This is a genomic window from Methanosarcina sp. MSH10X1, from assembly GCF_004099695.1.
In the GTDB taxonomy this organism is placed as follows: domain Archaea; phylum Halobacteriota; class Methanosarcinia; order Methanosarcinales; family Methanosarcinaceae; genus Methanosarcina.
The window spans coordinates 14,343-38,706 of sequence record NZ_SCHL01000010.1 but is presented as its reverse complement, the minus strand read 5'-3'; the positions used below and the strand labels follow the sequence as shown (position 1 = coordinate 38,706).

20 protein-coding genes and 1 tRNA gene are annotated in these 24,364 nt (G+C 42.0%); 4 read left to right on the top strand and 17 right to left on the bottom strand.

The window, feature by feature from the left end:
• Nucleotides 1-44 precede the first annotated feature (44 nt).
• The 8 genes from EQO05_RS09495 to EQO05_RS15545 form a co-directional block, all read right to left on the bottom strand.
• The gene (locus EQO05_RS09495) at nucleotides 45-1,199 is read right to left on the bottom strand and encodes a glycosyltransferase family 4 protein (RefSeq protein ID WP_128505940.1); all 1,155 of its coding nucleotides are present in this window, start codon (nucleotides 1,197-1,199) and stop codon (nucleotides 45-47) included.
• Nucleotides 1,200-1,373: 174 nt separating this feature from the next.
• Nucleotides 1,374-2,186, bottom strand: coding sequence for a glycosyltransferase (locus EQO05_RS09490; RefSeq protein WP_128505938.1), 813 nt, complete (start codon nucleotides 2,184-2,186; stop codon nucleotides 1,374-1,376).
• A 319-nt stretch (nucleotides 2,187-2,505) separates the two neighbouring features.
• On the bottom strand, nucleotides 2,506-4,005 hold the full coding sequence (locus EQO05_RS09485; protein WP_128505936.1) for a flippase: 1,500 nt from the start codon (nucleotides 4,003-4,005) through the stop codon (nucleotides 2,506-2,508).
• Between the two features lie 297 nt (nucleotides 4,006-4,302).
• Nucleotides 4,303-5,679, bottom strand: a complete 1,377-nt coding sequence (locus tag EQO05_RS09480; protein WP_128505934.1) for a mannose-1-phosphate guanylyltransferase/mannose-6-phosphate isomerase — start codon at nucleotides 5,677-5,679, stop codon at nucleotides 4,303-4,305.
• 298 nt (nucleotides 5,680-5,977) lie between these two features.
• Nucleotides 5,978-6,730 carry an arsenite methyltransferase gene (gene arsM, locus EQO05_RS09475; RefSeq protein WP_128505932.1) on the bottom strand — a complete coding sequence of 251 codons (753 nt, stop codon included), beginning with the start codon at nucleotides 6,728-6,730 and terminating at the stop codon, nucleotides 5,978-5,980.
• A gap of 33 nt (nucleotides 6,731-6,763) precedes the next feature.
• Nucleotides 6,764-7,096 (bottom strand): helix-turn-helix transcriptional regulator, encoded by a 333-nt coding sequence (locus EQO05_RS09470; protein WP_128505930.1) that lies wholly within the window; start codon nucleotides 7,094-7,096, stop codon nucleotides 6,764-6,766.
• A 367-nt stretch (nucleotides 7,097-7,463) separates the two neighbouring features.
• A complete protein-coding gene (locus EQO05_RS16135) occupies nucleotides 7,464-7,598 on the bottom strand; it encodes a hypothetical protein (protein ID WP_255420846.1) in 135 nt (44 codons plus the stop codon).
• A gap of 76 nt (nucleotides 7,599-7,674) precedes the next feature.
• Complete coding sequence (locus EQO05_RS15545; protein ID WP_164888521.1) at nucleotides 7,675-7,815, bottom strand: hypothetical protein; 141 nt, start codon at nucleotides 7,813-7,815, stop codon at nucleotides 7,675-7,677.
• A gap of 590 nt (nucleotides 7,816-8,405) precedes the next feature.
• Between EQO05_RS15545 and EQO05_RS09465 the strand changes: the two genes are divergently transcribed.
• Nucleotides 8,406-9,251: a sulfide/dihydroorotate dehydrogenase-like FAD/NAD-binding protein gene (locus tag EQO05_RS09465; protein ID WP_128505928.1), complete on the top strand. Its 846-nt coding sequence runs from the start codon at nucleotides 8,406-8,408 to the stop codon at nucleotides 9,249-9,251.
• Nucleotides 9,252-9,268: 17 nt separating this feature from the next.
• Nucleotides 9,269-10,678 carry an NADPH-dependent glutamate synthase gene (gltA, locus tag EQO05_RS09460; RefSeq protein WP_128505926.1) on the top strand — a complete coding sequence of 470 codons (1,410 nt, stop codon included), beginning with the start codon at nucleotides 9,269-9,271 and terminating at the stop codon, nucleotides 10,676-10,678.
• Between the two features lie 113 nt (nucleotides 10,679-10,791).
• Here gltA and EQO05_RS09455 read toward each other — a convergent pair whose 3' ends face one another.
• The 3 genes from EQO05_RS09455 to EQO05_RS09445 all read right to left on the bottom strand — a co-directional run bounded on the left by EQO05_RS09455 (nucleotide 10,792) and on the right by EQO05_RS09445 (nucleotide 16,506).
• Entirely contained in the window at nucleotides 10,792-11,199 is a 408-nt protein-coding gene (locus EQO05_RS09455) for an NUDIX domain-containing protein (RefSeq protein WP_128505925.1), read from the bottom strand.
• 469 nt (nucleotides 11,200-11,668) lie between these two features.
• Nucleotides 11,669-12,301 carry a sarcinarray family MAST domain-containing protein gene (locus EQO05_RS09450; protein WP_128505923.1) on the bottom strand — a complete coding sequence of 211 codons (633 nt, stop codon included), beginning with the start codon at nucleotides 12,299-12,301 and terminating at the stop codon, nucleotides 11,669-11,671.
• The gene (locus EQO05_RS09445; RefSeq protein ID WP_128505921.1) at nucleotides 12,298-16,506 is read right to left on the bottom strand and encodes a hypothetical protein; all 4,209 of its coding nucleotides are present in this window, start codon (nucleotides 16,504-16,506) and stop codon (nucleotides 12,298-12,300) included. Before EQO05_RS09445 ends, EQO05_RS09450 begins: the two co-directional genes overlap by 4 nt.
• Before the next feature lie 231 nt (nucleotides 16,507-16,737).
• Here EQO05_RS09445 and EQO05_RS09440 point away from each other — a divergent pair, with 231 nt between their 5' ends.
• The gene (locus tag EQO05_RS09440; protein WP_128505919.1) at nucleotides 16,738-17,088 is read left to right on the top strand and encodes a hypothetical protein; all 351 of its coding nucleotides are present in this window, start codon (nucleotides 16,738-16,740) and stop codon (nucleotides 17,086-17,088) included.
• Complete coding sequence (locus EQO05_RS09435) at nucleotides 17,033-17,542, top strand: transposase (protein ID WP_128505917.1); 510 nt, start codon at nucleotides 17,033-17,035, stop codon at nucleotides 17,540-17,542. Before EQO05_RS09440 ends, EQO05_RS09435 begins: the two co-directional genes overlap by 56 nt.
• Before the next feature lie 340 nt (nucleotides 17,543-17,882).
• Here the strand turns inward: EQO05_RS09435 and EQO05_RS09430 are convergent.
• The 6 genes from EQO05_RS09430 to EQO05_RS09405 form a co-directional block, all read right to left on the bottom strand.
• Nucleotides 17,883-17,954 (bottom strand) — tRNA-Arg (locus EQO05_RS09430).
• Nucleotides 17,955-18,219: 265 nt separating this feature from the next.
• Nucleotides 18,220-18,762 (bottom strand): nitroreductase family protein, encoded by a 543-nt coding sequence (locus EQO05_RS09425; protein ID WP_128505915.1) that lies wholly within the window; start codon nucleotides 18,760-18,762, stop codon nucleotides 18,220-18,222.
• 75 nt (nucleotides 18,763-18,837) lie between these two features.
• Nucleotides 18,838-19,845, bottom strand: a complete 1,008-nt coding sequence (gene ilvC / locus EQO05_RS09420; RefSeq protein ID WP_128505913.1) for a ketol-acid reductoisomerase — start codon at nucleotides 19,843-19,845, stop codon at nucleotides 18,838-18,840.
• Between the two features lie 285 nt (nucleotides 19,846-20,130).
• Entirely contained in the window at nucleotides 20,131-20,616 is a 486-nt protein-coding gene (gene ilvN / locus EQO05_RS09415) for an acetolactate synthase small subunit (protein ID WP_128505911.1), read from the bottom strand.
• A complete protein-coding gene (locus EQO05_RS09410) occupies nucleotides 20,616-22,382 on the bottom strand; it encodes an acetolactate synthase large subunit (RefSeq protein WP_128505909.1) in 1,767 nt (588 codons plus the stop codon). The genes ilvN and EQO05_RS09410 overlap by 1 nt, the downstream gene beginning before the upstream one ends.
• Nucleotides 22,383-22,665: 283 nt before the next feature.
• The gene (locus EQO05_RS09405; protein WP_205793771.1) at nucleotides 22,666-24,156 is read right to left on the bottom strand and encodes a (R)-citramalate synthase; all 1,491 of its coding nucleotides are present in this window, start codon (nucleotides 24,154-24,156) and stop codon (nucleotides 22,666-22,668) included.
• Between the last annotated feature and the right edge of the window lie 208 nt (nucleotides 24,157-24,364).

The following is a 24,364-nucleotide window of genomic DNA, read 5'->3' as shown; positions in this document are numbered from 1 at the left end:
AACGTGGATATTAATGTTTTAATTTTTCATGTTTAAAAAATATCTTAACTCGAATATCTGTCAATTATAGAAAGCATCTCTGCCACCACATTTTCCTCTCTGTACTTTTCACTTACAGATATCGCATTCTTTGAAAGCTTTTTATATGTTTTAAAGGACTCAAAAACCTGCTTTACTCTTTCTGCAATTTCCTCAGAGTTAACTGAAGATGTATAACCATTGTAGTCATTAGTTATAAATTCGGGCATTGCGCAATGATTTGCCCCTATGACAGGTAATCCAAAAGCCATTGCTTCAAAGAATACCTTCCCAAATGGTTCAAACCTGGAAGGCATAACAAATAATGAAGAACTCATATACATATCACTCAGCTCTTTTGAACTTATGTTACTATAAAGTTCAACTTCAGGAGTGCGATTTATGGACTTTTTAACCTGCTTTGGTAATAAATCCTGATTTGTTACAATTCTTAATTTCATATTTTTGAATTCATTTTTTATCTGTTGAAAGGCTTCTATAACAGCATCGACACCTTTTCTAATTCCTTCTTTACCTATGAATAATAATACAGGATTCTCGAATCTTTCCCTGAGAATTTCCTCGGTTAATTCCACTGTAGAATATCTGTGTCCTATTCCTGTAGTAAAGACTTTTCGCGGTTCACTGATATATGAACAGATATTTTTCCTGACCCATTCACTTGAAACAAATATACCCGCGGCATTTTCGTAAACTTCTTGTTGAATTTTTTGATTTTTTTCAAGTATAGATATTGGGATTCTATCAAGCATATAAGTTGTTTTCTTTTCTTTTCTCCATTTTAGAACTGTATTCGTATCAAGATCCTGGAGAGTAAAATAAGGTGTTTTATGGAATATAGCAAGGTGCCCAATTGTAATTATCGAATCTGGTTTCGGATTTGATTCATAAAATTCCAGGGCTTTTTTTTCGCAGACTCTATAACGTCTTGGATGAATAGAATCCTGAAGGGTACAAACACCCTTTTTATCAATATGGAGATAAGACAATTTGGAAAGATAATGGGTGATGAAGCTTTCATTTTCAAGAGGATTGACGTTACACGTATTGTGGAGTAATCCCATCTTTTTCAATGTTGTTGCAAGTTCATAAGGAGTTGCACTCCATAATTTTGGATCCCAGCAATCACCTTCACAGTATAAGTCAATTTTTCTTGTCAAAATCAAATACTCCAAATGTTATATACTTCGTTTTTTATTTGTAAAGTAATAGTTATTATATTTTTTTATATAGATATTATAAGTTAGGTATCAGATCAAAATTTTTTCTTTTCTAAAATTTCTTAAAATTAGTGTGATCCACTCGCAGTAATATATAAAAAGAATGTTTTCTTTTTAAGGGAACTTTATTTTTCTCATTAGACTGTGTGAGAACTTTCTTATATAGGCACATAAAAGCAAGTTTTTTGCCAGAACTAAGTATTTTCTATTAATTTTATCAACACTTTCATTTTCAACCCATGCAACGAAAGATTTCAAAACATTAGCTTTCAAGTCCCAGTAAGGAGGGCAGGAAGCTCTTATGCTATTTTGAGGCTCATCTCTATATATTAACAACGGCTCACTTACATAAGCAAAGTTTGTTAACGTAGCTATTCTCAACCATAAAGCATAATCCTCTCCTATTTTCAATATGTGATCTTCCGGAAAGTAATTAGATTTCTCTACAAGCTCTTTCTTAACTAAAACTGAACTGCAGATAATGCAATTATCTTTAAGGAGTAAAGGAAAAGATATTTGATCCTCAAAAATATCATCTACATATTCTCCTATGTACCCCTGTGATGGTATATACCGCATTGCATTGGTACAGGAGGCATCACATCCAATTTTCGTAGCATGTTTGAACTGTTTTTCAAGTTTTTCTGGCAGCCATTCGTCATCACTATCCAAAAAAGCTAACCATTCTCCTCTACTTGCTCGAATTCCTCTATTGCGAGGAATTGATGCAAGCCCATCTTTGCCGCCTTCTACCCATCGCACGCGAGGATCATTTATCAAATTAACCACTTTTTGATCGGGTGAACCGTCAACTCCACACACTAAGATTTCAAAAGGGGGAAGGGTCTGGTTTAAGGCGCTTGAAATAGCTTTACCCAGTGTTTCCGCTCTGTTCCAGGTTGGAATAATGACACTAATTTCAGTCATCGATCTCACATTTTTCCATTTAGTTCTGGTACTCAGCTATCCTCACATAGGAGTTTTAACTGCCTTCAAATAATTAACTGTATAATTTGAAAGATGATACCTATAGTTTCTCAAAATCATCTCATACGAGTCGGTTGTAGCTTAATTGAACTTATTCAAAGCTATAATTTCACCTTTCCAGAAGCTATTAGTGTTGGTTATTCAAATCCTAAATTTTAAAAAATCCTACGTTAATGGAGATACTGGAATTTATAAAAATGGTAATATTTCATCTGGATTATGGATATTAAGATCATATTATAGCTCGAATATAAATAACTCACAGCCAGCCTGGCCAAACAAAACCTATACCGATTTTCTCCACAATATCTCTCATTTCATGGTACACCTTTTTATCGAATTTCAATATCAAGAAACCGTATGTCATCCCGCCGAAAGCAACCGCCAGTATAGTAACCCAGATATTGTCAAGTGGTATAAACAAACGGTACCCACCTACGAGTACCCCCATTGCAATCGAAGATATCACGATATTCGACAGATTTTGATGTTCCAGTCTTATTGTAACATATCGGGATAAAGCACGCCAGGCGAGTAAGGCATTTAATGTCATTGTTGCCAGCGTCGCTACTGCTGCGCCATTTATTCCAATGAGTGGGATTAGCAATATATTTAATAAAATATTTGCCCCAACTCCGATTGCCGTAACCTTAAATGATTCTTGAGGATGATCCAGAGCATCCAGATACATCGTGAAAAAGTACTGGAATACATTAACCACCTGTACGGCAAGGAGTATTATCAATGTATGATAGCCCCGAACAAAGTCTGCACCATAGAATGAACCTAGTAAACGATCACCCAGCAGTACACCACCCACGAATACCGGAATTGCAAGTATCAGTGAGTAGCTAATTGCACGTGACAGTGACTCCTCTACAAGATGGATTTCATTGGTCTTGCTCCACTGGCTGATTCTGGGCCAAAGAGTCATCCTTATTGCGGTAGAACTAAATGCGGCAATAGCTGTGAACTGGAATACTACCCTGTAGATACCTACATCTTCATTATTCATGAAATATCCGATAAAGATAGTGTCAGCCTGTGAAAATACAAGCACTCCACTGGATGTCAAAAATAGCCAGAATGAAAATATGAACAGACTTTTTATATGGTCCCATTTGAAACGCACAAAATGCAGATCAAAGAAACGGAATTCGATTATTGCTGCTCCGATGATTCCAGCTACCATGCCCCCAGCCAGACCTGCGGTTTCATATCCGAGGTATATTGCCGGGACCTGGAATAGAACACGTAAGATGTTGTTTATGCCTTCACAGGTGTTGCGTATTCCCATTTTCCCCTTGCCGGCAACTCCACTGGAGATTGGACCTGCAATCATTGATACTAATAATAATATCAATAACCAGACAAATATTCCTGAATCAGTAAAGTCTGCAAAATAGTCTTTAAACACAAGTAAAATCAGTACTCCAGTTATCGTGAATACTAATCTCAATGCAAAATATGCGCTAAAATATGCATCGGATTCTTCACCTTCGCTGATGCGTTTAACCGCAGCTCCTCCAAATCCTCCATCAGTAATCATGCCGATGATACCATAGTATGCTAAAAACAGGAAATATGAACCGAGAACTCCAGCGCCTACTGTCTGTGCGAAGTACATAGTGCTCAAGAAGCCTATGGCTGTTAATGCAATCTGCCAGAACAGTGATACTATGCTCTGGCGCTGAATAGGATCTATTTTCAGGATGTTTGAAAAAATAGGAATTATATTAAACACAGCCCAGAAGATCATTTCTTTTTAGTTTATTTTATCGGTTAAGATTTAAGATTTCATCAATCGTCGGTTAAGAGCTCTCTTGCCCGTATTATCAATTATGGAGTAAAAATTATTTCGATTTCAAATAATAAATTAAAATCAATATTATTTTAACTTCGCACTGGTGTAAAAAAATAACTGGAAACTAATCTATCCCCAGGTACTATTTCTCTTGCAGCAGATGTGTTTTTGAAGCACGGTTGCATGCATAGCACCTGTTCTCGTAGTTCCAGCACTTATATAATCTATTTCCTATCCAGTAAAGGAGCCTGTTCAGCTCCTTCCGTAAACATCGTCAAACCTGACAATATCTGCTTCATCTACAAGTTCCCCTAACTGCACCTCGATGATCTCAAGCGGGACTTTCCCGGGATTTGACAATCGGTGCTTCTCTCCTGCGCTGATAAAAGTACTCTCGCCGGGTCTCAGGAAAAACTGCTGCCCACTGACTTCCACGCAGGCCATACCTTTAACAACTACCCAGTGTTCACTCCGGTGATAATGCAGCTGGAGGCTCAACTTATGGTCAGGAAGCACGGTAATATTTTTAATCTTATGCTCTGGAGAGGCTTCAAGTAAGGTATACGACCCCCAGGGTCTGTAAACGGTCTGCCCTATGTATGCCCTTTCATCTTTCCTATCTTTAAGTGCGGAAACAATATCCTTTACCTTCTGGCTGCTGGATTTAGGGCAGATTAACAGAGCATCACTGGTATCGACAATAACCATGTCCTTAATATCGATGAGTGAGACAATTTTGCCACATTTTGAATATACAAGGTTCCCATCGGAATTCAAAAGCAAAGGATCACATTCATGGATTACGTTCCCTACAGTGTCCTTTTCAAGCTCGTCATATATTGCTGCAAAATTCCCGAGATCACTCCATTTCTGCTCCAGTTTTACAACTGCAACCCTATTGGATTTTTCCATTATTCCATAGTCAATGGAAATTTTGTCAACGCACTCATAAATTTCATTTATATTTTTCCCACTCTCAAAACAGGCGAAAACCGAAGGTGCGTGTTTTTTAACTTCCTCAAAGAAAAGCCCTGTCTCGAAAAGAAACATCCCGCTGTTCCAGAGGCAACCTTCCTGAATGTATTTTTCCGCAGTTTCCAGATCCGGCTTTTCCCTGAACTCCGAAACCCGGTAACCTGACCCGCAGGCTTCTGAGGCTTTAATATAACCATACCCCGTATGAGGAAAAACAGGAACTACCCCGAAAGTAACCAGATAATCCGAAGCAAGTTCTTCAGCTGAAGAAATTGTCTGCATCGCAGTTCTGTCAAGGACGTGATCCGAGGAGAAAACTCCTACCACAGAGCGCCCAAATTTGTTTTCAATTTCTTTCATTCCGAAAAAGATCGCAGGGAGAGTATTCTTGCCTTCGGGCTCGATTAAGACATTCTCTGAAGGGATTGAGTACCCCATTTCCGTAATCTGTCCGATTACAAAAAATTTCTGAGCCTCATTCGTTACAACGAAAATTTCAGAAATTTCAGAAATTTCAAGGCACCGGAGGACTGTTTCCTGGAAAAGGGAAGTGTTCCCGAATTTTAAAAACTGTTTGGGATACATTTCCCGGCTGAGAGGCCAGAGTCGCGTTCCTGAGCCGCCTGCAAGAATTATTGATTTTATACCTGTCATCTCCTTTAGATATTGGTTAAAACGGATGCAATCTTAATAATCGAATTGAAGGTATATAGATTGATTTAGAAATGAAAATAATACCCATACCGCCGAAAAACACGCGATTAGAGCAATATATAATGAAAGTCATTAAATAAGCTTTGCCCGAAGAAGGATTTGACCTGTCATTCATTCAGTATTACGGAAGACATCCTTTCTAAAAAATAATGACCTGTAAAGATAAATGGAAAGAGATGCAAGGAAAAAAGAAAATAGAAAAAGAAGCTGTGATAAAGTATTATTTAGACTTGCGCTTTCAGTCTATCCATGCTTTCAGCTTCAGACTTTCCACAGGCAAACTTTCATACTGTCTTTCACTAATTTCAGGATCTTCGTTCAGGATCTCAACTGAGAACCCGGCGTCATTCAAAAGCCTTAGATATTCTTCTCTTAAGAGCGCACCTGCAACGCAGCCTGCAAGAAGATCTTTGTCATTCCTCAGGTCCTCGGGAAGTTCAGCCAGAAGCACCATATCCGAAAGATACATCCTGCCTCCCGGTTTTAAAACCCTGGAAGCTTCCCTGAAAACCTTTTCTTTATCCGGCGCAAGGTTAATCACACAATTGCTGATAATGATATCCACGGACTTATCCTCGACCGGAAGGGCCTCAATATCTCCAAAACGGAATTCAACATTTGAATAACCGTATTTAAAGGCGTTTGTCTTTGCTTTTTCAATCATTTCCGAAGTCATATCGACTCCGATCACCTTTCCTGAACTTCCTGTTTTCTCTGCTGCAAGGAAACAATCAAATCCTGCACCCGAGCCCAGATCGAGAACGACATCATCGGGTTTAATCTCCGCAAAAGCTGTCGGGTTGCCGCACCCAAGTCCCATATTTGCTTCCTGGAAAGAAAGGACCTGATCGCCTGTATAGCCAAGGGATTTTGAAAGCTCTGCGGGGCTGGAGCCTCCACAGCATGAACTGCCTGAACAGCAGGAACCTCCTGCCATTGCAATCTCCCCATATTTCTTTTTTATCACTGCCTTCTTTTCATCTGCATCCATAGTTTCACCTTCTTTTTTACCGACAACTTCTTCTTAATTTCTAACTTCGTCCTGGTTCGTGGAAAATGCCCCTGAACCATTCCGGCTCTCGCAGCAGGGTTTTATTTCTCCTATTCCAAGGACAAGTAACATTTTCCTGGTACTTTCATCCTTTATGCTGTAAATCACATTTCGACCTTTTTTTTCATACTTTAAAATCCCGGCTTCGGCGAGCACTTTCAGGTGCTTTGAAACCGTTGTCTGGTCCTTATCTGTAAGGGAAGTAACGTCACAGGCACAGTAACTGTTTTCCAGCAAGTAGGAAAGGATAGTGAGCCTGGTCCCGTCTGCAAGAGCTTTAAAAAATTTGACTTTACTTTCAAGCATAATTATATGGATATATGCGCATATATCCATATAAAATTTACGAAAATAATCGAAGATGATGAAAGAAGGTGCTTAAATTAAGAAAAAAAGAAGGACAGAGGAATAAAAAAGCAAGATCAGATAATGGAGAAAAATAAAGCAGAATAAAAGCAAGGAAAACAGAGTAGATAAAAAATTGGGCAGATAAGTAGAATAAAAATTGGGCAGATAAGTAGATAAAAAATTAGGAAAATAAGTGGAATAAAAAATCGAGAGAAAAAGGCAAGCAAAAAAGAAAAAAAACTTCAAAAGGAGGAAAAACAAAGGTTCAATCAAAACCCCTGCAAGGAATTTCCCTTTGTTTTTCCCTTCTCTGCCCCGAAAATGTTCAGGACTCTTTTTGTTCCCCATAGAGGGCCTTTCTATCCTCTTCATCGTACTTATCGCAGCTTACGAGAGGTTTTTTCCTGTCCTTGAGCTCTTTTTCCATTGGGCTCTGAGAATCGATATCGGTTTTCTGCACTATGAGCGACCCTCCCTTAACTCCTTAAATCTCACAGACTCTTAATTCATTTCAGCTAAAAATAGAAAGAGTGAGATTATTTGCAGGTGTCAAGAAGCGATCTCTTCTTGCCGCCCCGTGCTTCGGTAGGATGAATTGGATCGACATCAGCGACTTCTTCTCCTTCTTTTTCCTCTAATTTCTCTCCCTTTGTACCTTCTCTTCTTTCTTCAGGCATCTATTTAACCCCCATATAAGTTTATTCCAGTTGTGTTTCTCTTTTAATACGCCTGCAAGAACGAAATTATCCATTTGTATGTAACTATCCATTTGTATGTAACGCAACATAACGGATGAACTCCTTCTTCAGGCAAAGGTTTTAAACATTCAGGCTCAAATACGGCCATAAAGTTCGTTCAGGTTCTGGCTGTACTCAGGCATATGGCCATAGCTATCAGGTTTGCTCTATCCCTTCTCTACGCCAATCCACCTCCTGATTTAACCGTCTCAGGGATTACCCCTTAATTTATTATACCCACTAGATTTATTAAATTATTGCAAGAATGGTCAAAGAGTTGAAGAATATTTAGATTCTTTTTAAACAGGAAGTATTGAGATAGCGGGCGTTTAGAATTTAACAAAAAATGATCCAGACGGACAAAATAATTAAAATTATTTGGGAGAATATATATCCCATTAATCAGTATAAGGAGAGCGTCCAGACGGAAAAGCTCGGGATTTAAAAAAATCCGTGAGGGGATCCGCCATATCAAAATTTACCAATTCATTTGCTCAAAAAATTGCTTTTACTCAGGAAAATGTGATCCCATGGCATATAAAATATTGAAAAAGGAAGAAATTGCCCCGTCGGTGCACAGGATGGTAATAGATGCCCCTGACGTGGCAAAAGCTGCGAAAGCGGGACAGTTCATAATCCTCAGGATTAATGAGAAGGGGGAAAGGATTCCCCTTACGATTGCTGATTTTGAGAAAGATAAGGGCACAGTGACTGTAATATATCAGGAGATGGGCAAGACTACAAAACAGCTTGCAAAGCTCTCTGCAGGCGAATTTCTGGAAGACTTTGTCGGGCCTCTTGGCACCCCCGCCGATATCAGGAAACTCGGCACTGTAATTCTCGTAGGAGGAGGCGTAGGGGTTGCCCCTATTTATCCCCAGGCAAAAGCTTACACCAGAGCAGGCAACAGGGTAATTTCCATTATAGGAGCCCGGAACAAAGATCTTCTTATCCTTGAAGACGAGATGAAAAATGCCAGCTCCGAACTGTTTATCGCAACCGATGACGGCTCAAAAGGACACCACGGGTTTGTGACCGACATCATGAAAAGAATACTGGACAGCGGTGATGAGGTTGCAAGAGTTGTGATTATCGGCCCCCCAATAATGATGAAAGTAGGAGCAGGAGTGGCTTCTCCTTACGATGTTGAAATCCTGGTCAGCCTTAACTCGATTATGGTGGATGGAACAGGAATGTGCGGCGGCTGCAGGGTTACAGTTGACGGAAAGACAAAATTCACCTGCGTTGACGGGCCTGAATTTGATGCACGGAAGGTCGATTTCGTGGAGCTCATGAACAGGCTTGCAATGTACCGCGGCGAAGAGGCAAAAGCCGTGGAGAAGTATGAAGAGGAATGCAGGTGCGGACTGCACTGATAAGGAGAGGATGAAAAATGCAAGAATTACAAGATGAAAAGGCAGGGAAAGTAAAAAAAGAAAGGACCCCGATGCCAGAACAGCCTGCCGAGGAGCGCAAAAAGAACTTTAATGAAGTCGCTCTCGGCTATACAAAAGAAGATGCTCTTGCCGAAGCCTCCCGCTGCCTCTCCTGCAAGGAACCAAAATGTGTAGAAGGCTGCCCTGTAAATGTGGATATTTCTGGTTTTATAAAACTGATCTGTGAGGAAGATTTTTCAGGGGCAATCGAGAAGATTAAAGGCACAAATGCCCTTCCCGCCATCTGCGGCCGCGTCTGTCCCCAGGAAACTCAGTGTGAAGCTCTCTGCGTACTCGGGAAGAAAGGGCAGCCAGTAGCGATTGGAAGGCTCGAACGTTTCTGCGCCGATTACGAGCGCCAGCAGGGAGTGAAAGTCCCTGAAATTACGAAGCCGACCGGAAAGAAAGTAGCCGTTGTCGGCTCAGGCCCTGCAGGGCTTACTGCCGCAGCAGACCTTGCAAAGCTGGGTCACAAAGTAACAATTTTTGAATCCCTGCACAAAGCCGGCGGAGTGCTGAGTTACGGCATTCCCGAATTCAGGCTGCCAAAAGAGATTGTACGGCAGGAAGTTGAATACATCAAGCAGCTAGGGGTTGAGTTCAAACCCAACTATATAATTGGCAGAATCAAAACCCTGGACGAGCTCTGTGACGACTTCGATGCGGTCTTCCTGGGCACGGGCGCAGGCCTCCCAGGTTTCATGGGAATCCCAGGGGAGAACTTCAACGGTGTATATTCCGCAAACGAATTCCTGACCCGTGTAAACCTCATGAAAGCCTACGATGCTGAGTACGATACAGAAGTCAGGCTCGGGAAACATGTAGTGGTGGTCGGAGGCGGAAACGTGGCAATGGACGCCGCCCGGTCAGCCCTCCGCCTGGGCGCGGATGAGGTCAGCATAGTCTACCGCCGCGGAGAGGACGAGATGCCAGCCCGCAGGGAAGAAATCGAGCACGCTAAAGAAGAAGGCATAACCTTCAGGCTCCTTACAAATCCTGTCCGCATCCTCGGTGACGAGAAATTCAATGTTACAGCCGTCGAATGCATAAAAATGGAACTTGGCGAACCTGACAAGTCAGGCAGGAGAAGCCCTGCCCCTGTGGAAGGCTCGGAATTCACAATCCCTGCCGATGTTGTGGTTATCGCAATCGGCACCTCCCCGAACCCCATTATCTTCAAAGGCTCAGAAGGCCTTGACCAGAACAGGAGAGGCACCGTAGTTGCAGATGAGGAAACCGGCGCAACCTCCAAGTGCGGAGTCTTTGCCGGCGGAGACGTGGTAACAGGCGCAGCAACCGTTATCAGTGCAATGGGCGCAGGCAAGAAAGCCGCAAAAGCAATTGACGAATTTTTGAAAGAAAAGTGAGACCAGAGAAATCTGGTTTCTTTTTAATTTTAAGTTTGAAAGCTGCTAAGTTCTGCAATATCCTACTTTTTTGAATCAGGTCGAGTAAAATCTCAACTATTTACATATGCATTTCAGACCTTCGCCCTTTTAAACTCATAAAATCTATCGATTATTTCCTTTGTCGTTCTGGAAAGTCTGATTTCCGAATTCGGGGAATAATAATCCACGTATTTTACTTCATTGAGTGGTCGTGCAATACCGCTTGCATTTATCAAACATACGGTGTGGTAGTCTTTAAAGTACACACCTGAATATCCTCTTTGCACATGCCCTGCATGCTGGAAAAGAAATCTGACATCAGTCACAATTAATCCGGTTTCCTCTTTCAGTTCCCTGACAGCCGCCTGAGTTATTGATTCTCCTTTATTCGTCCCTCCGCCAGGGAGAACATACAGTCCTCTCCTACCGGCAACCACCAGTATGCCCCTGGGAGTCTCAATAATTGCAGTGCTTCGTATTCGTTTCTTTGTCTTTAGCATGCAGTACACTTTCTAACAGTCTGTCTTATTCAAAATTAAGTAGTAGAGCTTCAGAGGTTTGAGAATTCAGATTAATAAAAATCGTAAGAAATCATAGAAATACTTGTTGTTATTTAGACTAAATTATTAAGAAACAAAGCAGGACTATTAATGTATAAGACGCATCAAAAACTAATAAGAGATTTTCCAGTACCATTTTGAAAGAACAACTAATCTAGAGTTTATCCCAAAACCTAATTTAGTCTCATTATTACTACTAAGATTACAAATCCAGGGTTTGATATCTCTTTGATTTCATATTCCGTGGATACTTTCTTACGTGATTCTATCCAACTAAAGAATCTTCTACTGCACTTTTCTTTTTGTATCCTTCCTTATTTATCTTTAGTCTCGAGTTCATCAGATTCAAAAGGCAAGTTAATTGAATAGAGTAAAACTTAAAAAATAATTTAATCGCTCGCCAGAACTTCTACTGGCGGTAGAATCTGAAGAATACTAGCGCAAGCGCCAGAATAGCAGTTAATAAACTGAAAGCTGGTGCAGATGCCGTCGAGGCAGATGAGTTATCTGAGGCTGACTGGCCTTTTGTGGTTTGATCTTCGGATTTAGGTTGCTCAGAAGTAGGAGTTTCACCTTTGTAGTATTCGTTAGAGATAGTGCAGTAAGCAACTGTAAAACCACTGTTCAGTACTGGCTCTGGATTTCCTTTTTCGAGGAGAGAGTAACGGAAGTTAATTGGAAGCGACCCACCTGCCCATCCCTTAGTTGGTTTAACTGTCCACTCAAAAACATAAGATTCATATGGTTTTAGCTCGACACTGGAATATCTGTTCATTTGGGAAGGACCATAAATAACTTCAAAGTTACCACTTCCAATCTCTGATATCTGTCCAGATAATTTATATTCCTGATAAACTGTTACGTTAACTTTTACATTAAAAGGCTCTCCAATTTTTAAAGCAGGTGTTGCAACTACATCACTTGGTAAAATTTGATCATTAAAATATACATCAATTTTTCCGTATTCACTTGTTGCAGTTGCACTATTTTGTAAAAGCAATAAACTGATAATTATCCCAAATATTATATTTCTTTTCTTCACAATAATTCCCCATACTTTTTCATTAAACTCTCATATCCAACCGATTGTTCAGACCTGTCACCCTCTTTATCTCCAACTCCCTTCACACCAGGACCAACAACAGTAGCAGCATATCCTGAAAATTTGAAATTAATCGGACTGTTAGTTCCCAATTTCAGACTATACCCTCTTTCGTTAACTTTTATAGGATCGAAAATCTCTGAGTATTTTCTTATATATTTCTGCCCTTTATGTCCAAAATAAGGTTTAGGAATTACCTCGTTATCGTTATCAATAACAGTAAACTCTTCATATTCTCCAATTATCTCATAAGTCCATACGTTAATTGTAAAAACCCAGTGTGGTGGCAACACAGGCAGCCCACATGGAACAGTTGCCATCGTTCTATCAAGTCTTTTTAAAACTTTACTCTCTAGCTCCCCTGAACAAGTGTCAACAGTCTTATTTGCCAAATTTTTCAACTCATTATCTACTCTCCCAAAACCGGAGTCGAGAAGTTCACCTCTGCTTACTGTAACTGCACAAATACCGTTCGCAACCCCAATTCTAATGTCAGTATCCACCCTATTCAAAGTAGCCTCAAGTTCATCAGGTTCTACAGGTGGACTTAAACTTCGGATCTCGGTTTTTATTACAGAGGTAATTTCGACTGCAAGTTCATCAGTAGTTGATTTTTGAATTATTTGGTCGTCAGAAAGACTGTTCAGGTAACTTGCTGTAGCCACTCTAACCTCGTCTTCTTTAATCCAGCCTGAAATAACCGGGTTTGAATTCACCTCTTCGACTACATTCTCAGTTACCTGAGACCTCATTTCCTGCACATATGTATGCTTCAAATTGTAAACTTCAGTGTTGAGTCGAGTTGTATCCAAAGAAATGTTCTGTTCGCTAAGATTTTGCTTAAACAGGAAGACCTCTGCATTCAGATTGGAAATACTCTGGCTGATTTGCTGAGAAGTTTCGGTTTTTACGTACTCGTCGCTTGAGGCGATACCATCTGCTATTTCCTCTGAAATTCCGGTTGTGAAAATACAGGTATTTCGGATGCCAAGAGGATAAATCGTTCTCTTGCTCATCGGATCGACCCACTCATATTCCTCTCTCAGGTCAAAATCAGGATCATGATAAAGATAGTTGGGTTTCTGGTCAACAATGATTGTCAGATTTTCTGTCCAGTTGTATTTGCTCTCCGGCTGACCGGTAACAGTCATTGTGGAGATTATTCCCATATCTTCACCAAGAACTGAAGCAGCCCTTTCCACTGCCGGATTGTTAAAAAGAGTCATAGGACCTGAGGTTACACTGTCAAATGAACTGGTATCAATGCCTTTTTTCTCAAGAGCTTTAAAAATGTAAGAATTGAGATCAGAATCCAGTTTACGGTTTTTTCGGTCAATATCTTCTATCAGCCTGTTATAAGCTTCATTTTTTGCAATGTACCGGGCAGAATCGCTTGAAGCGTATATTTTTCCTGACGATGTGAGGCACTGCTCTCTGTTCACGTAAGCTTCCCTGTATTTTTGCAATTCTGAAATGAGTTTTTCGGCAGTTTCTACCTGCAAATCTGTAGGGTCCTGCCCAGGAGAATCAATAAGAGAATAATTAAAGGTAAGATTGTTCTTTTCTACCGAATCAAGCATTGCCAGGACTTCTTCTGCCATAATTTTGTGTAGCCAGGATGGGATGTCACAATTCACAGCATGTTTGGACAGGTATTGCCTGTCAGGGTAAGCCCAGAATGTGCTTTCGATTGCCCTTAAATCCAGATACTCGTCCCTGTATTTATCCGCAGCATCAGAACAGCATGGATCGAATCTTTCGCTGTCATTTGCAATATCTGTTGTATCACCTGTACTGTCCAGATACAGAGTTGTTTCCCTGTATTCCCTTTCTATGGGATCAGAATAGGTTGACAACCCGATATACCCACCTGCCGGAGGTCGCTTGTGGTAAACAACTGTCAGTTTTTCAGCTTCAGTTTCAGTATGGGAAAGCGATTCTATATTGGTTTTACTAATAGTTTGAGAGTCTGAACCATCTGACGTATCATAATGCGTGACCGTTGTATAGTTTCCGTCAGGCAGCTGCTCTCTGGTTTTCCATTTGTAAGTATAATCGTAACTGTAGTCGATCTTCCAATTTGTTACTACTTTGTAAGAGATATCGTACCTGATTCGCCAGTCAAAAACATGGTCTTCGCAGTTCAGGTAGCCCTCGCTCCGGTTTTCAACTGTCAGGGTATCATTACCTGCATAGGAAAAATGGGGTTCGATTTTTACATCGGCAATGTTAACAGAAGACAGGCTGACATCTGCCGATGTGACCGACCAGCTCGATACAGTCCCTTCCGGAGGCTCGATTGAAGGGTTTAAGGATTCGGAATAGGATCTTCCGGTCGAATCCCTCCAGGAGTAAGAAGGCACAAGAGACCCGATATGAGTTCCTGATGCCAGATAGTTTGAGCTCCAGCTAACGGTTTGACCGCTAAACGAGACCGAATCCGGATTGAAATTTGCAATAACTTCAGAGGCAACCGGATCAGGAGAATCAAAGCCATCTCTCAGAATTTGCCCCTGAACCGATGCCATATAAACGCTGTCCGTAACTGCGTGGATAAGATCAGGATTTTTTTCTGTCCATACATGGTCGTTGAAAACCCAGCCGTCAATAACTCCGTCGGTATAATTGGAAGCTGAAACTTCAATTTTCGAATATTCGGAAAGCTGTTCAAATGAAGTATTAGTCTCTCTCAGGGATTCTTCTATGCTCTTTTCCACGTCCAGGGAAAAGGATTTGTTCTGTGCAAGCGAATCGTAAGTTGTTGTCAGGTTTACGCCTTTATCCTGCTCATAACGAGAGATTGAAGCATTCAGCTTACTGTTAGAGCCAGATGGTAATTTCCCCCTACCTGAGGTGCTGCTTGAGGTAGAAACGTCTTCATAAAGAACTTTTCCGTTATAGTAGGTTGTATAGGTTAGAGCCAGGGGGTCAACCGAGTCAAAAATTCTTTTCTGAGTATAGAGCATGGCTCCATTGATCGAGCTTGAAAGAGCGGGATTTGTCAGGATGTTAAGAGGCCCGTTTGCGTAATGCTGCCAGGGCCCGTAGACAAAAGTCCTCAGGTTTGTCGCCCCGAGCACAAGGTTTGATGTTGAATCAAGGCTTGAGGTGTTTCCAAGCTCGGTTTCATATTCCCTGACAAGTTCTTCAAGAAGCGGTTCCCTTGAGGTAATCATCGTGGAGAGTTTCATGCTGCGGTTGAAGCTTTCTCCTGACTCAAGGTTAACAAGGGTATAATTCAGGACTGGTATCTCAAAAACGTAATAAATAGTATAATTTTTACCTGCAGGAGTGTTATAATCTGTATCAAAAGCGGGGTTTGTGTCAGCGTAATTCTTATTTTTGCCGCCAGATGAAATTTCCCTTTGCAGAGTTCCTGTTACTTTCTTGATTTTTATCTGCTCGGGCTTTATGTACGACTCCACATTGATTGCGTATTCCCTGAAGGTGTGGCTGTTTCCCTGGTAATTTACAGAAAGCAGCCTGTTAAAAGCGTCTGCTGTTATATCTTTTACCGGGCTTATTTCAATTACGAACCAGTCCGAGGCTTTTAATTCGTTGCCGTAATAAAGCTCAATTGAGGCATATCCTGAGGCTGCGGAATCCGGAATTTCCACATTTTCCTGAAGTGAGACTTTCCGGAAAAAACCGGTTGCCTGGCCGTAGTTTATACTTTTTATTTCATAGCCTGAAGAATCGTTGACAACCAGCCTGATGTCGCGGTTTTTCCAGAGAGCTTCAATCTTGCCCCAGATATCCGAAGGCAGGTTTATGCTGACCTGAAGTAAATCTCCTTTCTCTAGATTCTGGTTTTGCGGGATGACCAGAAAACCGTCTTCAGAGGACCTGTCAGCCGTACTGCCTTCAGGCAGGATTACAGGATGTTCGCCCTGCCATTCAAGGGCTTCCATTCCTGCATAGTTCAGGCAGCGGGCAAGGTCGAAAGAGGCAAGGTTGATGGCACTTTTTTCCGGATCAATGTTCCCGGTCGTATAAATGGTTTCTGCAACCTCGCTGTCTATTTTTAAAAGGTAAACCGAAGTAAAGGTCGCAATAAGCAGGATGAAAATCCCGATTACGGCGTAGGGAATATAGGCACAGGTATCCTCAATAAAGAATGAAAAATTGTAAGGTTTCCCGGCCATCAAACTCTTCCCCAAAACAAGTAAAAATCACTGGAACAAAAAATTATTAGAGTCTCAACAAATAAATAATTTACTTCTAAAAGAAAAACCAATTGAAGAAAAAAGCCAATTAAAGGTCAAGAATTCAAAGAATGAAAGAATACTAACAAGAAAAAACAAAGCTGCTGATAAGGAGAAAAAATTAAATATTTTCCAGCGCTACTTTGAAAAGTATAATTAATTTATAGGGAATTGAGAAAAAAGGACTTTGTAGAACTTATTGACCTCATGAATAATATAAAGGAAAAACTTGACCTTGATAAGGTTCCTCATTATACTACTCTTCAAAAGTTTGTGTCCAGAATCCCTTCCTCATTGTTTAACCTAATTTTGTCAAAAACTCTAAAACTATTTTATTCACATGGAGAAAATGCTTCTATTACAGCAATTGACTCAACTGGATTTACGAGTTCATATGCGAATCATTATTATTCTAAAAGGACAGGGAAGCTCCGAAGGAGCTTCCTTAAAACTTCAATATCAGTAGATACTGATAAAAAAAATAATATTAGGATGGAAAATCAGCCAAAAAACAGATCATGATGTCAAGCATGCAAAGACTCTGATAAGGCAATCAAACAAGTTAAGAAAGTCTCAATGTTATGTTATGGATAAAGGGTATGATTCCGAAGAAATTCATACTCTAATAAGAGAAGAGATAAAAGCAGATTCAATAGTACCTTTAAGAGAAAGGAAAAGAAAGAGAATAAACGGAAAATATAGAAAGCAGTTAAAAAAACAGTTTGACAGAATCACATACAATCGAAGGAATATAGTAGAGACAATAATATCTGTCGTAAAAAGGAAATTTGGAGAAACATTAAGAGCAAGAAAGGTTAGAAATCAAGTAAAAGAAGTAAAAGTTAAACTGATAGTCTATAACATAAACAAAAAAGTAATAGAAATAATATGGATTGAATTAAGGATTTCTACAGAGCCATGTAAAGGACATATTCTAAAAGACAACAGCGAACCTGAGAATATTCAGAATTTCTGAAATGCATTAAAAATAAATCAGAGATTTTCCAGCACTATTTTCAAAAGTATAATTAAAGCAAGAACTAGAATAAAAGTCCACACCAGAGGCAAAAGAATTCTCAGCAAAAAGTACAGTATTATCGCTATAAGAATTAACTGAACTAAAGATATTTTCCTTCCGGCACGCAAAAAGCGGCGATTCCATCCTCTAGCCATTATATAAACACCTTTAAAACTAAGATCCTGTTTTATTATAAAACTGATGTATTGTTTTTTATATTTCATTTCAGACTTTATAAATTTTGTCCAAAAAACAATAAAAACAAACCCAGACCACTAAATAGGCAGTTAAAAGTAAACAGGTCTGCTGGGAATCGAACCCAGGTTCGGAGCTCCGGAGGCTCCAGTGATATCCGCTACACTACAGACCTTCATGTGAAAAAGTTCGAATCTGTGAAAAATTCGAATTGGTTAACTGGCAGATAAAACTGTGATCAGTCAACTGGCTGTTTATAGTGCCAAATAGCTTATAAATTTATCCCCAATAATGGAATAATTATCCTCAGACAGACAATGAAAATAAATCTTAAGATAAATTAAGCCGGGTATTCCCGGACTCTGCGTGATAAAATTTCAGCTTTTACAGTGGAGAGGTCGGAGAATTTACTCTCCTTACTTTTCACATTAGAATCAAGGTTACTCTTCCCATTTACGCCCGTACCTGTCATCAGATACGATTTCGGAAAGAGGCTTGCGTGTAGAAGTCCTTTCTTTCGGGACAGGTTCTCCGATTGCGAGCACTGCCATGAGCTCAAGTTTTGAAGGGCAGTCGAGAATTGAATTGACTTTCTCATTCTGGTTCAGGATTTCTCCGAGCCAGACTCCGCCAAGCCCAAGATCGCATGAGGCAAGGAGCATATTCTCGATTGCAGCCCCTATTGCCTGGACATCCTTCGTCCTGTTATACGAAGTTTCGGTATCCAGAAAAGCGGCAATAAGCAGAGGAGCCCCTGCAACTATACCGGAATAATGCGTACATTCCGAGAGCTTATGGATAGTCTCCCGGTTGCGGATAACGATAAAGCGCCAGGGCTGGTTGTTCAATCCGGAAGGAGCCCAGTGGCCTGCATCGAGGATTGTATTGATATCTTCCTTGCCGACGGGTTTGTCCGTAAACTCCCGGACGCTTCGCCTGTTAAGGATAGTGTCTATGACTTTGTTTTCTCCTGTTACTGGCATTATTTCCCTCCGGATTAAAATTTCTACTTCCAGATTAATGAATTTTCTGTTTACAGGCTGTCAGATGCAGAAAAATCAGTCGTCATCAATCTTTTTGTTAAGCCAGGGGATATTTGCACGAATTTGCTTTCCGACGACTTCGAGCTGGTGCTCCTTTTCCTGGCGCTCCATTGCTTTGAGTACAGGGTGGTTAACCATGCCTTCGAGCACGAATTCCTTGGCAAATTCGCCGTTCTGGATTCTTGCCAGGGCTTCATACATGGCTTCACGGGATTCCTCATTAATGATCCTGGGTCCCACGGTCATGCCTCCGTACTCTGCGGTGTTGGAAACCGAGTGCCACATCCTCTCAAGCCCGCCTTCATAGATAAGATCCACAATGAGCTTGACTTCATGGCAGGTTTCGAAATATGCCATCTCGGGCTGGTATCCTGCCTCCACAAGCACCTCAAAAGCGGTCTTGATGAGGGATGAGATTCCTCCGCAAAGGTCAACCTGTTCTCCGAAAAGGTCGGTTTCGGTTTCCTCACGGAAGGTGGTTTCATAAACCCCTGCCCTTGTTGCACCGATCCCTTTAGCATAAGAAAGAGCAATTTCTCTGGCGTTTCCGGTTGCGTCCTGGTAGACTGCAATCAGGCCCGGCACTCCGATACCTTCGGTATAGGTTCTCCTTACAATATGTCCGGGTCCCTTGGGGGCGACCATGAAAACATCAACATTTTTCGGGGGTACAATCTGGTTGTAGTGGATATTGAAGCCGTGTGCGAAAGCGATAGCATCCCCGGCTTTCAGATTGGGCTCGATTTCTGAATAATAGACCGACGCCTGTTTTTCGTCCGGAAGGAGGATCATGATAACATCTGCAGCTTTTGCAGCTTCTGCCACAGACAGGACTTTAAGGCCGTCACCCTCGGCTTTTGCCCAGCTTGAACTTCCGTTTCTGAGCCCGACAATAACATTAAGCCCTGACTCGTGAAGGTTTCGGGCATGAGCGTGACCCTGGCTTCCATAACCCATTATCGCAATAGTCTTGTCCTTAAGTGCATCAAAAGTAGTTTCGTTATCATAAATTATCGTTGCCATACTTGATTCTCCTGATAAGTTTTCAGTTTTTGAGCAAAGCTTCTCACATGTCTTTAGGAAGCATACAATTATGAACTCAATTTGCTTTCCCTAGAACTAAATTGCTTTAAGTCAATTCTCAAAAAGTTGCTTCTTTGGAGAGGGGCAGCTTTTTGAAGTTACAGGAAGCGCCTGAAATCTCAAGCCTACCTTTAACAAAACCCCCGGGGGTTTTAAAACACTTCCGGCGGCCCCAATCTGTGAAAAATAATTAAGCAGCTACCTTTCTTTACCTGCCCTTAATATTTAAACCTTCTTTGGACCGCGGACCAGGGCAATCTTGCCTGTCCTTGCCATCTCCTTAATCCCGAACTGCCTGAGAAGTTTTTCGATTGCCTCAATTTTGGCTTCATCCCCGGTTACTTCGACAGTCATTGACTTAGGAGCTACATCCACAATTCTTGCCCTGAAGATATCCACAATCTGGATGATTTCGGAGCGTGTACTGGCATCGGCTGCTACCTTAATCAGAGCGAGTTCCCTTTCTACGGTTTCATCGCCCCCGATATCCGAGACCTTTATTACATCCACTAGCTTGTTAAGCTGCTTTGTAACCTGTTCGAGCACATGGTCATCTCCGTGAACCACAATAGTCATCCTGGAGATCTCCGGGTCCTCGGTAACTCCCACAGCCAGGCTGTCGATATTGTATCCGCGCCTTGAGAAAAGCGCAGAGACCCTGGAGAGGACTCCTGACTTATTTTCCACAAGGACTGCAAGCGTGTGTTTCATCAGTGTTCCTCCAGGTCAAGCACCCTGTCTGCTGTTGCAGCACGCAGGTCAGGCATGGCGCACGGGGTATCTGCATGTCCCTCAGGGTCAAGGATTTCGTTGATTGCTGCTCCTGCCGGTACCATAGGATAAACATTTGCCTCACACTCAACAATAACCTCAACAACAGCAGGTCTGCCCGAGTTGACAGCTTCTTCGATTGCGGGCCGTACCTCGGACGGCTTTTCCGCACGCAGTCCAAGGGCTCCATAGGCCTCGGCAAGCTTCACGAAGTCAACGCTGCCCTTGATGAAAGTGTGAGAATACCGCCTGTCATAGAACAGTTCCTGCCACTGCCTGACCATACCCAGGTAACCGTTATTCAGGATAACGGAGACAACCGGAATATCATTCTGGACTGCAGTTGCAAGCTCCTGGGAATTCATCTGGAAAGAACCGTCGCCTGCGATATTGATAACAGTCTTATCCGGCCTGCCGACCTTTGCTCCTATGGCTGCGGGGAAACCGTACCCCATTGTGCCAAGCCCGCCTGATGTGATGAAAGTGCGTGGCTTCTTATATTTAAAGAACTGAGCAGCCCACATCTGATGCTGCCCGACTTCGGTAACTATAATCGCGTCCCTGCATGCCTCGGAGATTTGCTCGATGACAAACTGAGGCATTATAACATCAGGTGAAACCTGGCTATAGCTAAGGGGATACTCTTTCTTCCAGTGGTCTATTTTCTCAAGCCATGCCCCGGAATTGCAGCACCGGATGTATTTATTCAGTGATTTGAGTATCTGCTTTGCATCTCCGACAATTGGAATATGAACTTTCACGTTCTTGGAGATCTCGGCAGGGTCAACATCAATGTGAATAACCCTGGCGTTGGGAGCAAAGGATTCGAGTTTTCCGGTCACTCGGTCATCGAATCTCGCTCCCACAGCAATAATAAGATCGGACTCCTGGACAGCATAGTTTGCGTATTTGCTTCCGTGCATTCCAAGCATCCCAACATACAGGGGATGCTCTGTCGGAATTGAGCCAATTCCCAGAAGAGTGGTGGTAACCGGAGCACTGATCGTCTCGGCGAGTTCCACAAGTTCGGCACTTGCATTAGAGCTGATAACTCCGCCGCCTGCATAAATTATAGGCATGCAGGAATTTGCTATTTCTTCGGCAGCGCGTTTAATCTGCTGGGTATTGCCTTTGTACGTTGGCTTATATCCTCTGAGCTCTACTTTGTCAGGATAGTAGAAGTCAATCTCAGCGTTCTGTACGTCCTTTGGAAGGTCAATTAATACCGGGCCAGGCCTTCCGGTAGAAGCGATATGGAAAGCTTCCTTTACAATTCTTGGGAGCTCGTTTGCATCCTGTACAAGGTAGTTGTGCTTGGTAATGGGCTGGGTAATTCCCGTAATATCGGCTTCCTGGAAAGCATCGTTACCTATCAGGAACGTAGGGACCTGACCTGTTAAGGCTACAATAGGTACTGAGTCCATATATGCGGTAGCAATGCCTGTTACCAGATTGGTTGCTCCGGGACCTGAAGTGGAAACACAGACCCCGGTCTTTCCAGTAGCACGGGCGTACCCGTCCGCAGCGTGAGCTGCTGCCTGTTCATGGCGCACAAGTATATGGCGCAGATTTGAATCATAAAGTTCATTATAGAAGGGAATGATCTGCCCTCCTGGATATCCGAAGATGGTGTCAACCCCTTCTTCTTCCAGGCACTTTATCAGAGCCCTTGCGCCATTAACTTTTTCTGTTGACCCGGTTGTCATTATTTAACTCCTATTTCTCTAATTGAAACCTAGATTTAACTGGATACTCACCCTGAAGTGAGATGCTTCCAGTAAGGGTGTGTCTATCAGAAATACTTATCTCTGACAGGCTTTCGTTATGAATTTTCCGAATACATCATAATCGATCATGTTATATATGGATAAGGGTTTTTCCTGACTCCAGAAATGACAGAGGTATCTTATTTCAAAATTTCTACAGCAGGAAAAAGAGAGAGGACAGAAAAGTCCTCCTGAGAAATTTTTAAGATTCATCCTTCTGGAATCACTCGACCCGGATAAGACGGTTCATTCCATTCATTACGGCTTCCACGGAAGCCATAATAATGTCGGTTCTGGCTCCACTTGCAGTAACTACCTTTCCGTCCTTGGAAAGTTTTACCCTTACTTCAACAAGGGCATCGGTTCCGCCAGTAATCGAGTCTACGTGATATTCTTCGAGAATGATATCTTCCGCACAGGAACTTACAGCTCTCCGGATGGCATTGATTACAGCGTCCACAGGCCCGTTTCCGATTCCTGCCTGTACTATAGCCTTATCTTTTACGTTAAGTTTTATCGATGCCGTTGGAGTCACCCGGTTTCCGGATACAATGGTAAACTCTTCCAGCTTTACGAGGGGTTCTTTATAGATATCAAGTACGGTTTCCGCAATAGTCTGCAGGTCAGCATCAGTTACATGCTTTCCCTGGTCTCCCATCTGCTTGACCCTGTTGAAAATCTCCTCGGTCTGGGCATCATCGGCTTCAAGCCCCATTTCCTTTAAGGCAAGGGATATCGAACTCCGACCTGCATGTTTTCCAAGTACGATCTGCCGCTGTCTTCCGATATACTCGGGACTCATAGGTTCATAGGTTGCCTTATCGGCCAGAAGGCCGTGAACATGGATGCCTGCTTCGTGAGTGAATGCATTCCCGCCTACAAGAGCCTTATTGGGGGATACCGGAATGCCTGTAAGCCGGCTTACAAGCCTTGAAATCCGGTAGATCATCTCATGTTTGATACCTGTATCATATTTATATAGCCATTCTAAACTCATGACTACTTCTTCCAGAGATGCATTTCCGGCTCTTTCTCCTAACCCGTTTATGGTTACATGGGCCTGTTTTGCCCCTGCCGCAAGCGCAGCAACCGTGTTTGCAGTTGCTAACCCGAAATCGTTGTGGCAGTGAATGCTTATAGGGGCTTTCAGAGAGGAAGACAGGTCCCGGAAAAGCTCGGTAGTTTTTTCAGGTACCAGAAGTCCTACAGTATCGCAGAAGCATAACCTGTCAGCGCCTGCAGCTATTCCATCGGCATAGATAGCCTTCAGGAATTCAGGATCTGCGCGCGAGGCATCTTCTCCGCTCAGTTCCACTATCAGGCCGTGGTCCTTGGCATACTCAGTTACTTCAGCTGCGATCTGCCGTACCGCGTCCCGGTCCTTTTTAATTTTCGTTCGGATATGAAGGTCCGAAACAGGTGATACAAGGTGGATAGAGTCAACGTCACACTCCAGAGCATGGTCAACGTCGGACTTTACGATCCTGCAGTAGCTGCAAATTTCGGCATCAAGTCCTGCGTTTGCAACAGCCCTGATAGATTCCCTTTCACCTTCGGAAGTGATTGCAGAACCGGCCTCAATTACCGAGACTCCCATCTCATCAAGGGCCCGGGCAATTAAAAGCTTCTTGTCCTTCGTCAGGGCAACGCCAGGTGTTTGTTCACCGTCTCTCAAAGTAGTGTCCAGAAAGCGGATGTTTTCGAATAATACAATCCCTCAGTCTTTGTTCTATTAATATAGGTTTATTAGACTTCTTCAGTAATTCGGAGATAATATCAAAATAAGATACTTATTATATTATAATATTATGTCCAATTTTGCAACTTTATTTTATTATACAAATTACATATATTTTTCTCAGGAACCCGGCTTTTTCAGAAAGATCTCCAGGTTTTGCCGTGGCGCTCTGAAAACTCTTCTT

What these genes read in the sequence shown, in the direction of transcription:
- ilvN (WP_128505911.1), bottom strand. Translation starts at nt 20,616, where the DNA reads ATGAAACACACGCTTGCAGTCCTTGTGGAAAATAAGTCAGGAGTCCTC.
- EQO05_RS09425 (WP_128505915.1), bottom strand. Translation starts at nt 18,762, where the DNA reads ATGCCAGTAACAGGAGAAAACAAAGTCATAGACACTATCCTTAACAGG.
- arsM (WP_128505932.1), bottom strand. Translation starts at nt 6,730, where the DNA reads ATGGATGCAGATGAAAAGAAGGCAGTGATAAAAAAGAAATATGGGGAG.
- ilvC (WP_128505913.1), bottom strand. Translation starts at nt 19,845, where the DNA reads ATGGCAACGATAATTTATGATAACGAAACTACTTTTGATGCACTTAAG.
- EQO05_RS09465 (WP_128505928.1), top strand. Translation starts at nt 8,406, where the DNA reads ATGGCATATAAAATATTGAAAAAGGAAGAAATTGCCCCGTCGGTGCAC.
- EQO05_RS09410 (WP_128505909.1), bottom strand. Translation starts at nt 22,382, where the DNA reads ATGACAACCGGGTCAACAGAAAAAGTTAATGGCGCAAGGGCTCTGATA.
- EQO05_RS09490 (WP_128505938.1), bottom strand. Translation starts at nt 2,186, where the DNA reads ATGACTGAAATTAGTGTCATTATTCCAACCTGGAACAGAGCGGAAACA.
- EQO05_RS09485 (WP_128505936.1), bottom strand. Translation starts at nt 4,005, where the DNA reads ATGATCTTCTGGGCTGTGTTTAATATAATTCCTATTTTTTCAAACATC.
- gltA (WP_128505926.1), top strand. Translation starts at nt 9,269, where the DNA reads ATGCAAGAATTACAAGATGAAAAGGCAGGGAAAGTAAAAAAAGAAAGG.
- EQO05_RS15545 (WP_164888521.1), bottom strand. Translation starts at nt 7,815, where the DNA reads ATGCCTGAAGAAAGAAGAGAAGGTACAAAGGGAGAGAAATTAGAGGAA.
- EQO05_RS09455 (WP_128505925.1), bottom strand. Translation starts at nt 11,199, where the DNA reads ATGCTAAAGACAAAGAAACGAATACGAAGCACTGCAATTATTGAGACT.
- EQO05_RS09480 (WP_128505934.1), bottom strand. Translation starts at nt 5,679, where the DNA reads ATGACAGGTATAAAATCAATAATTCTTGCAGGCGGCTCAGGAACGCGA.
- EQO05_RS09445 (WP_128505921.1), bottom strand. Translation starts at nt 16,506, where the DNA reads ATGGCCGGGAAACCTTACAATTTTTCATTCTTTATTGAGGATACCTGT.
- EQO05_RS09470 (WP_128505930.1), bottom strand. Translation starts at nt 7,096, where the DNA reads ATGCTTGAAAGTAAAGTCAAATTTTTTAAAGCTCTTGCAGACGGGACC.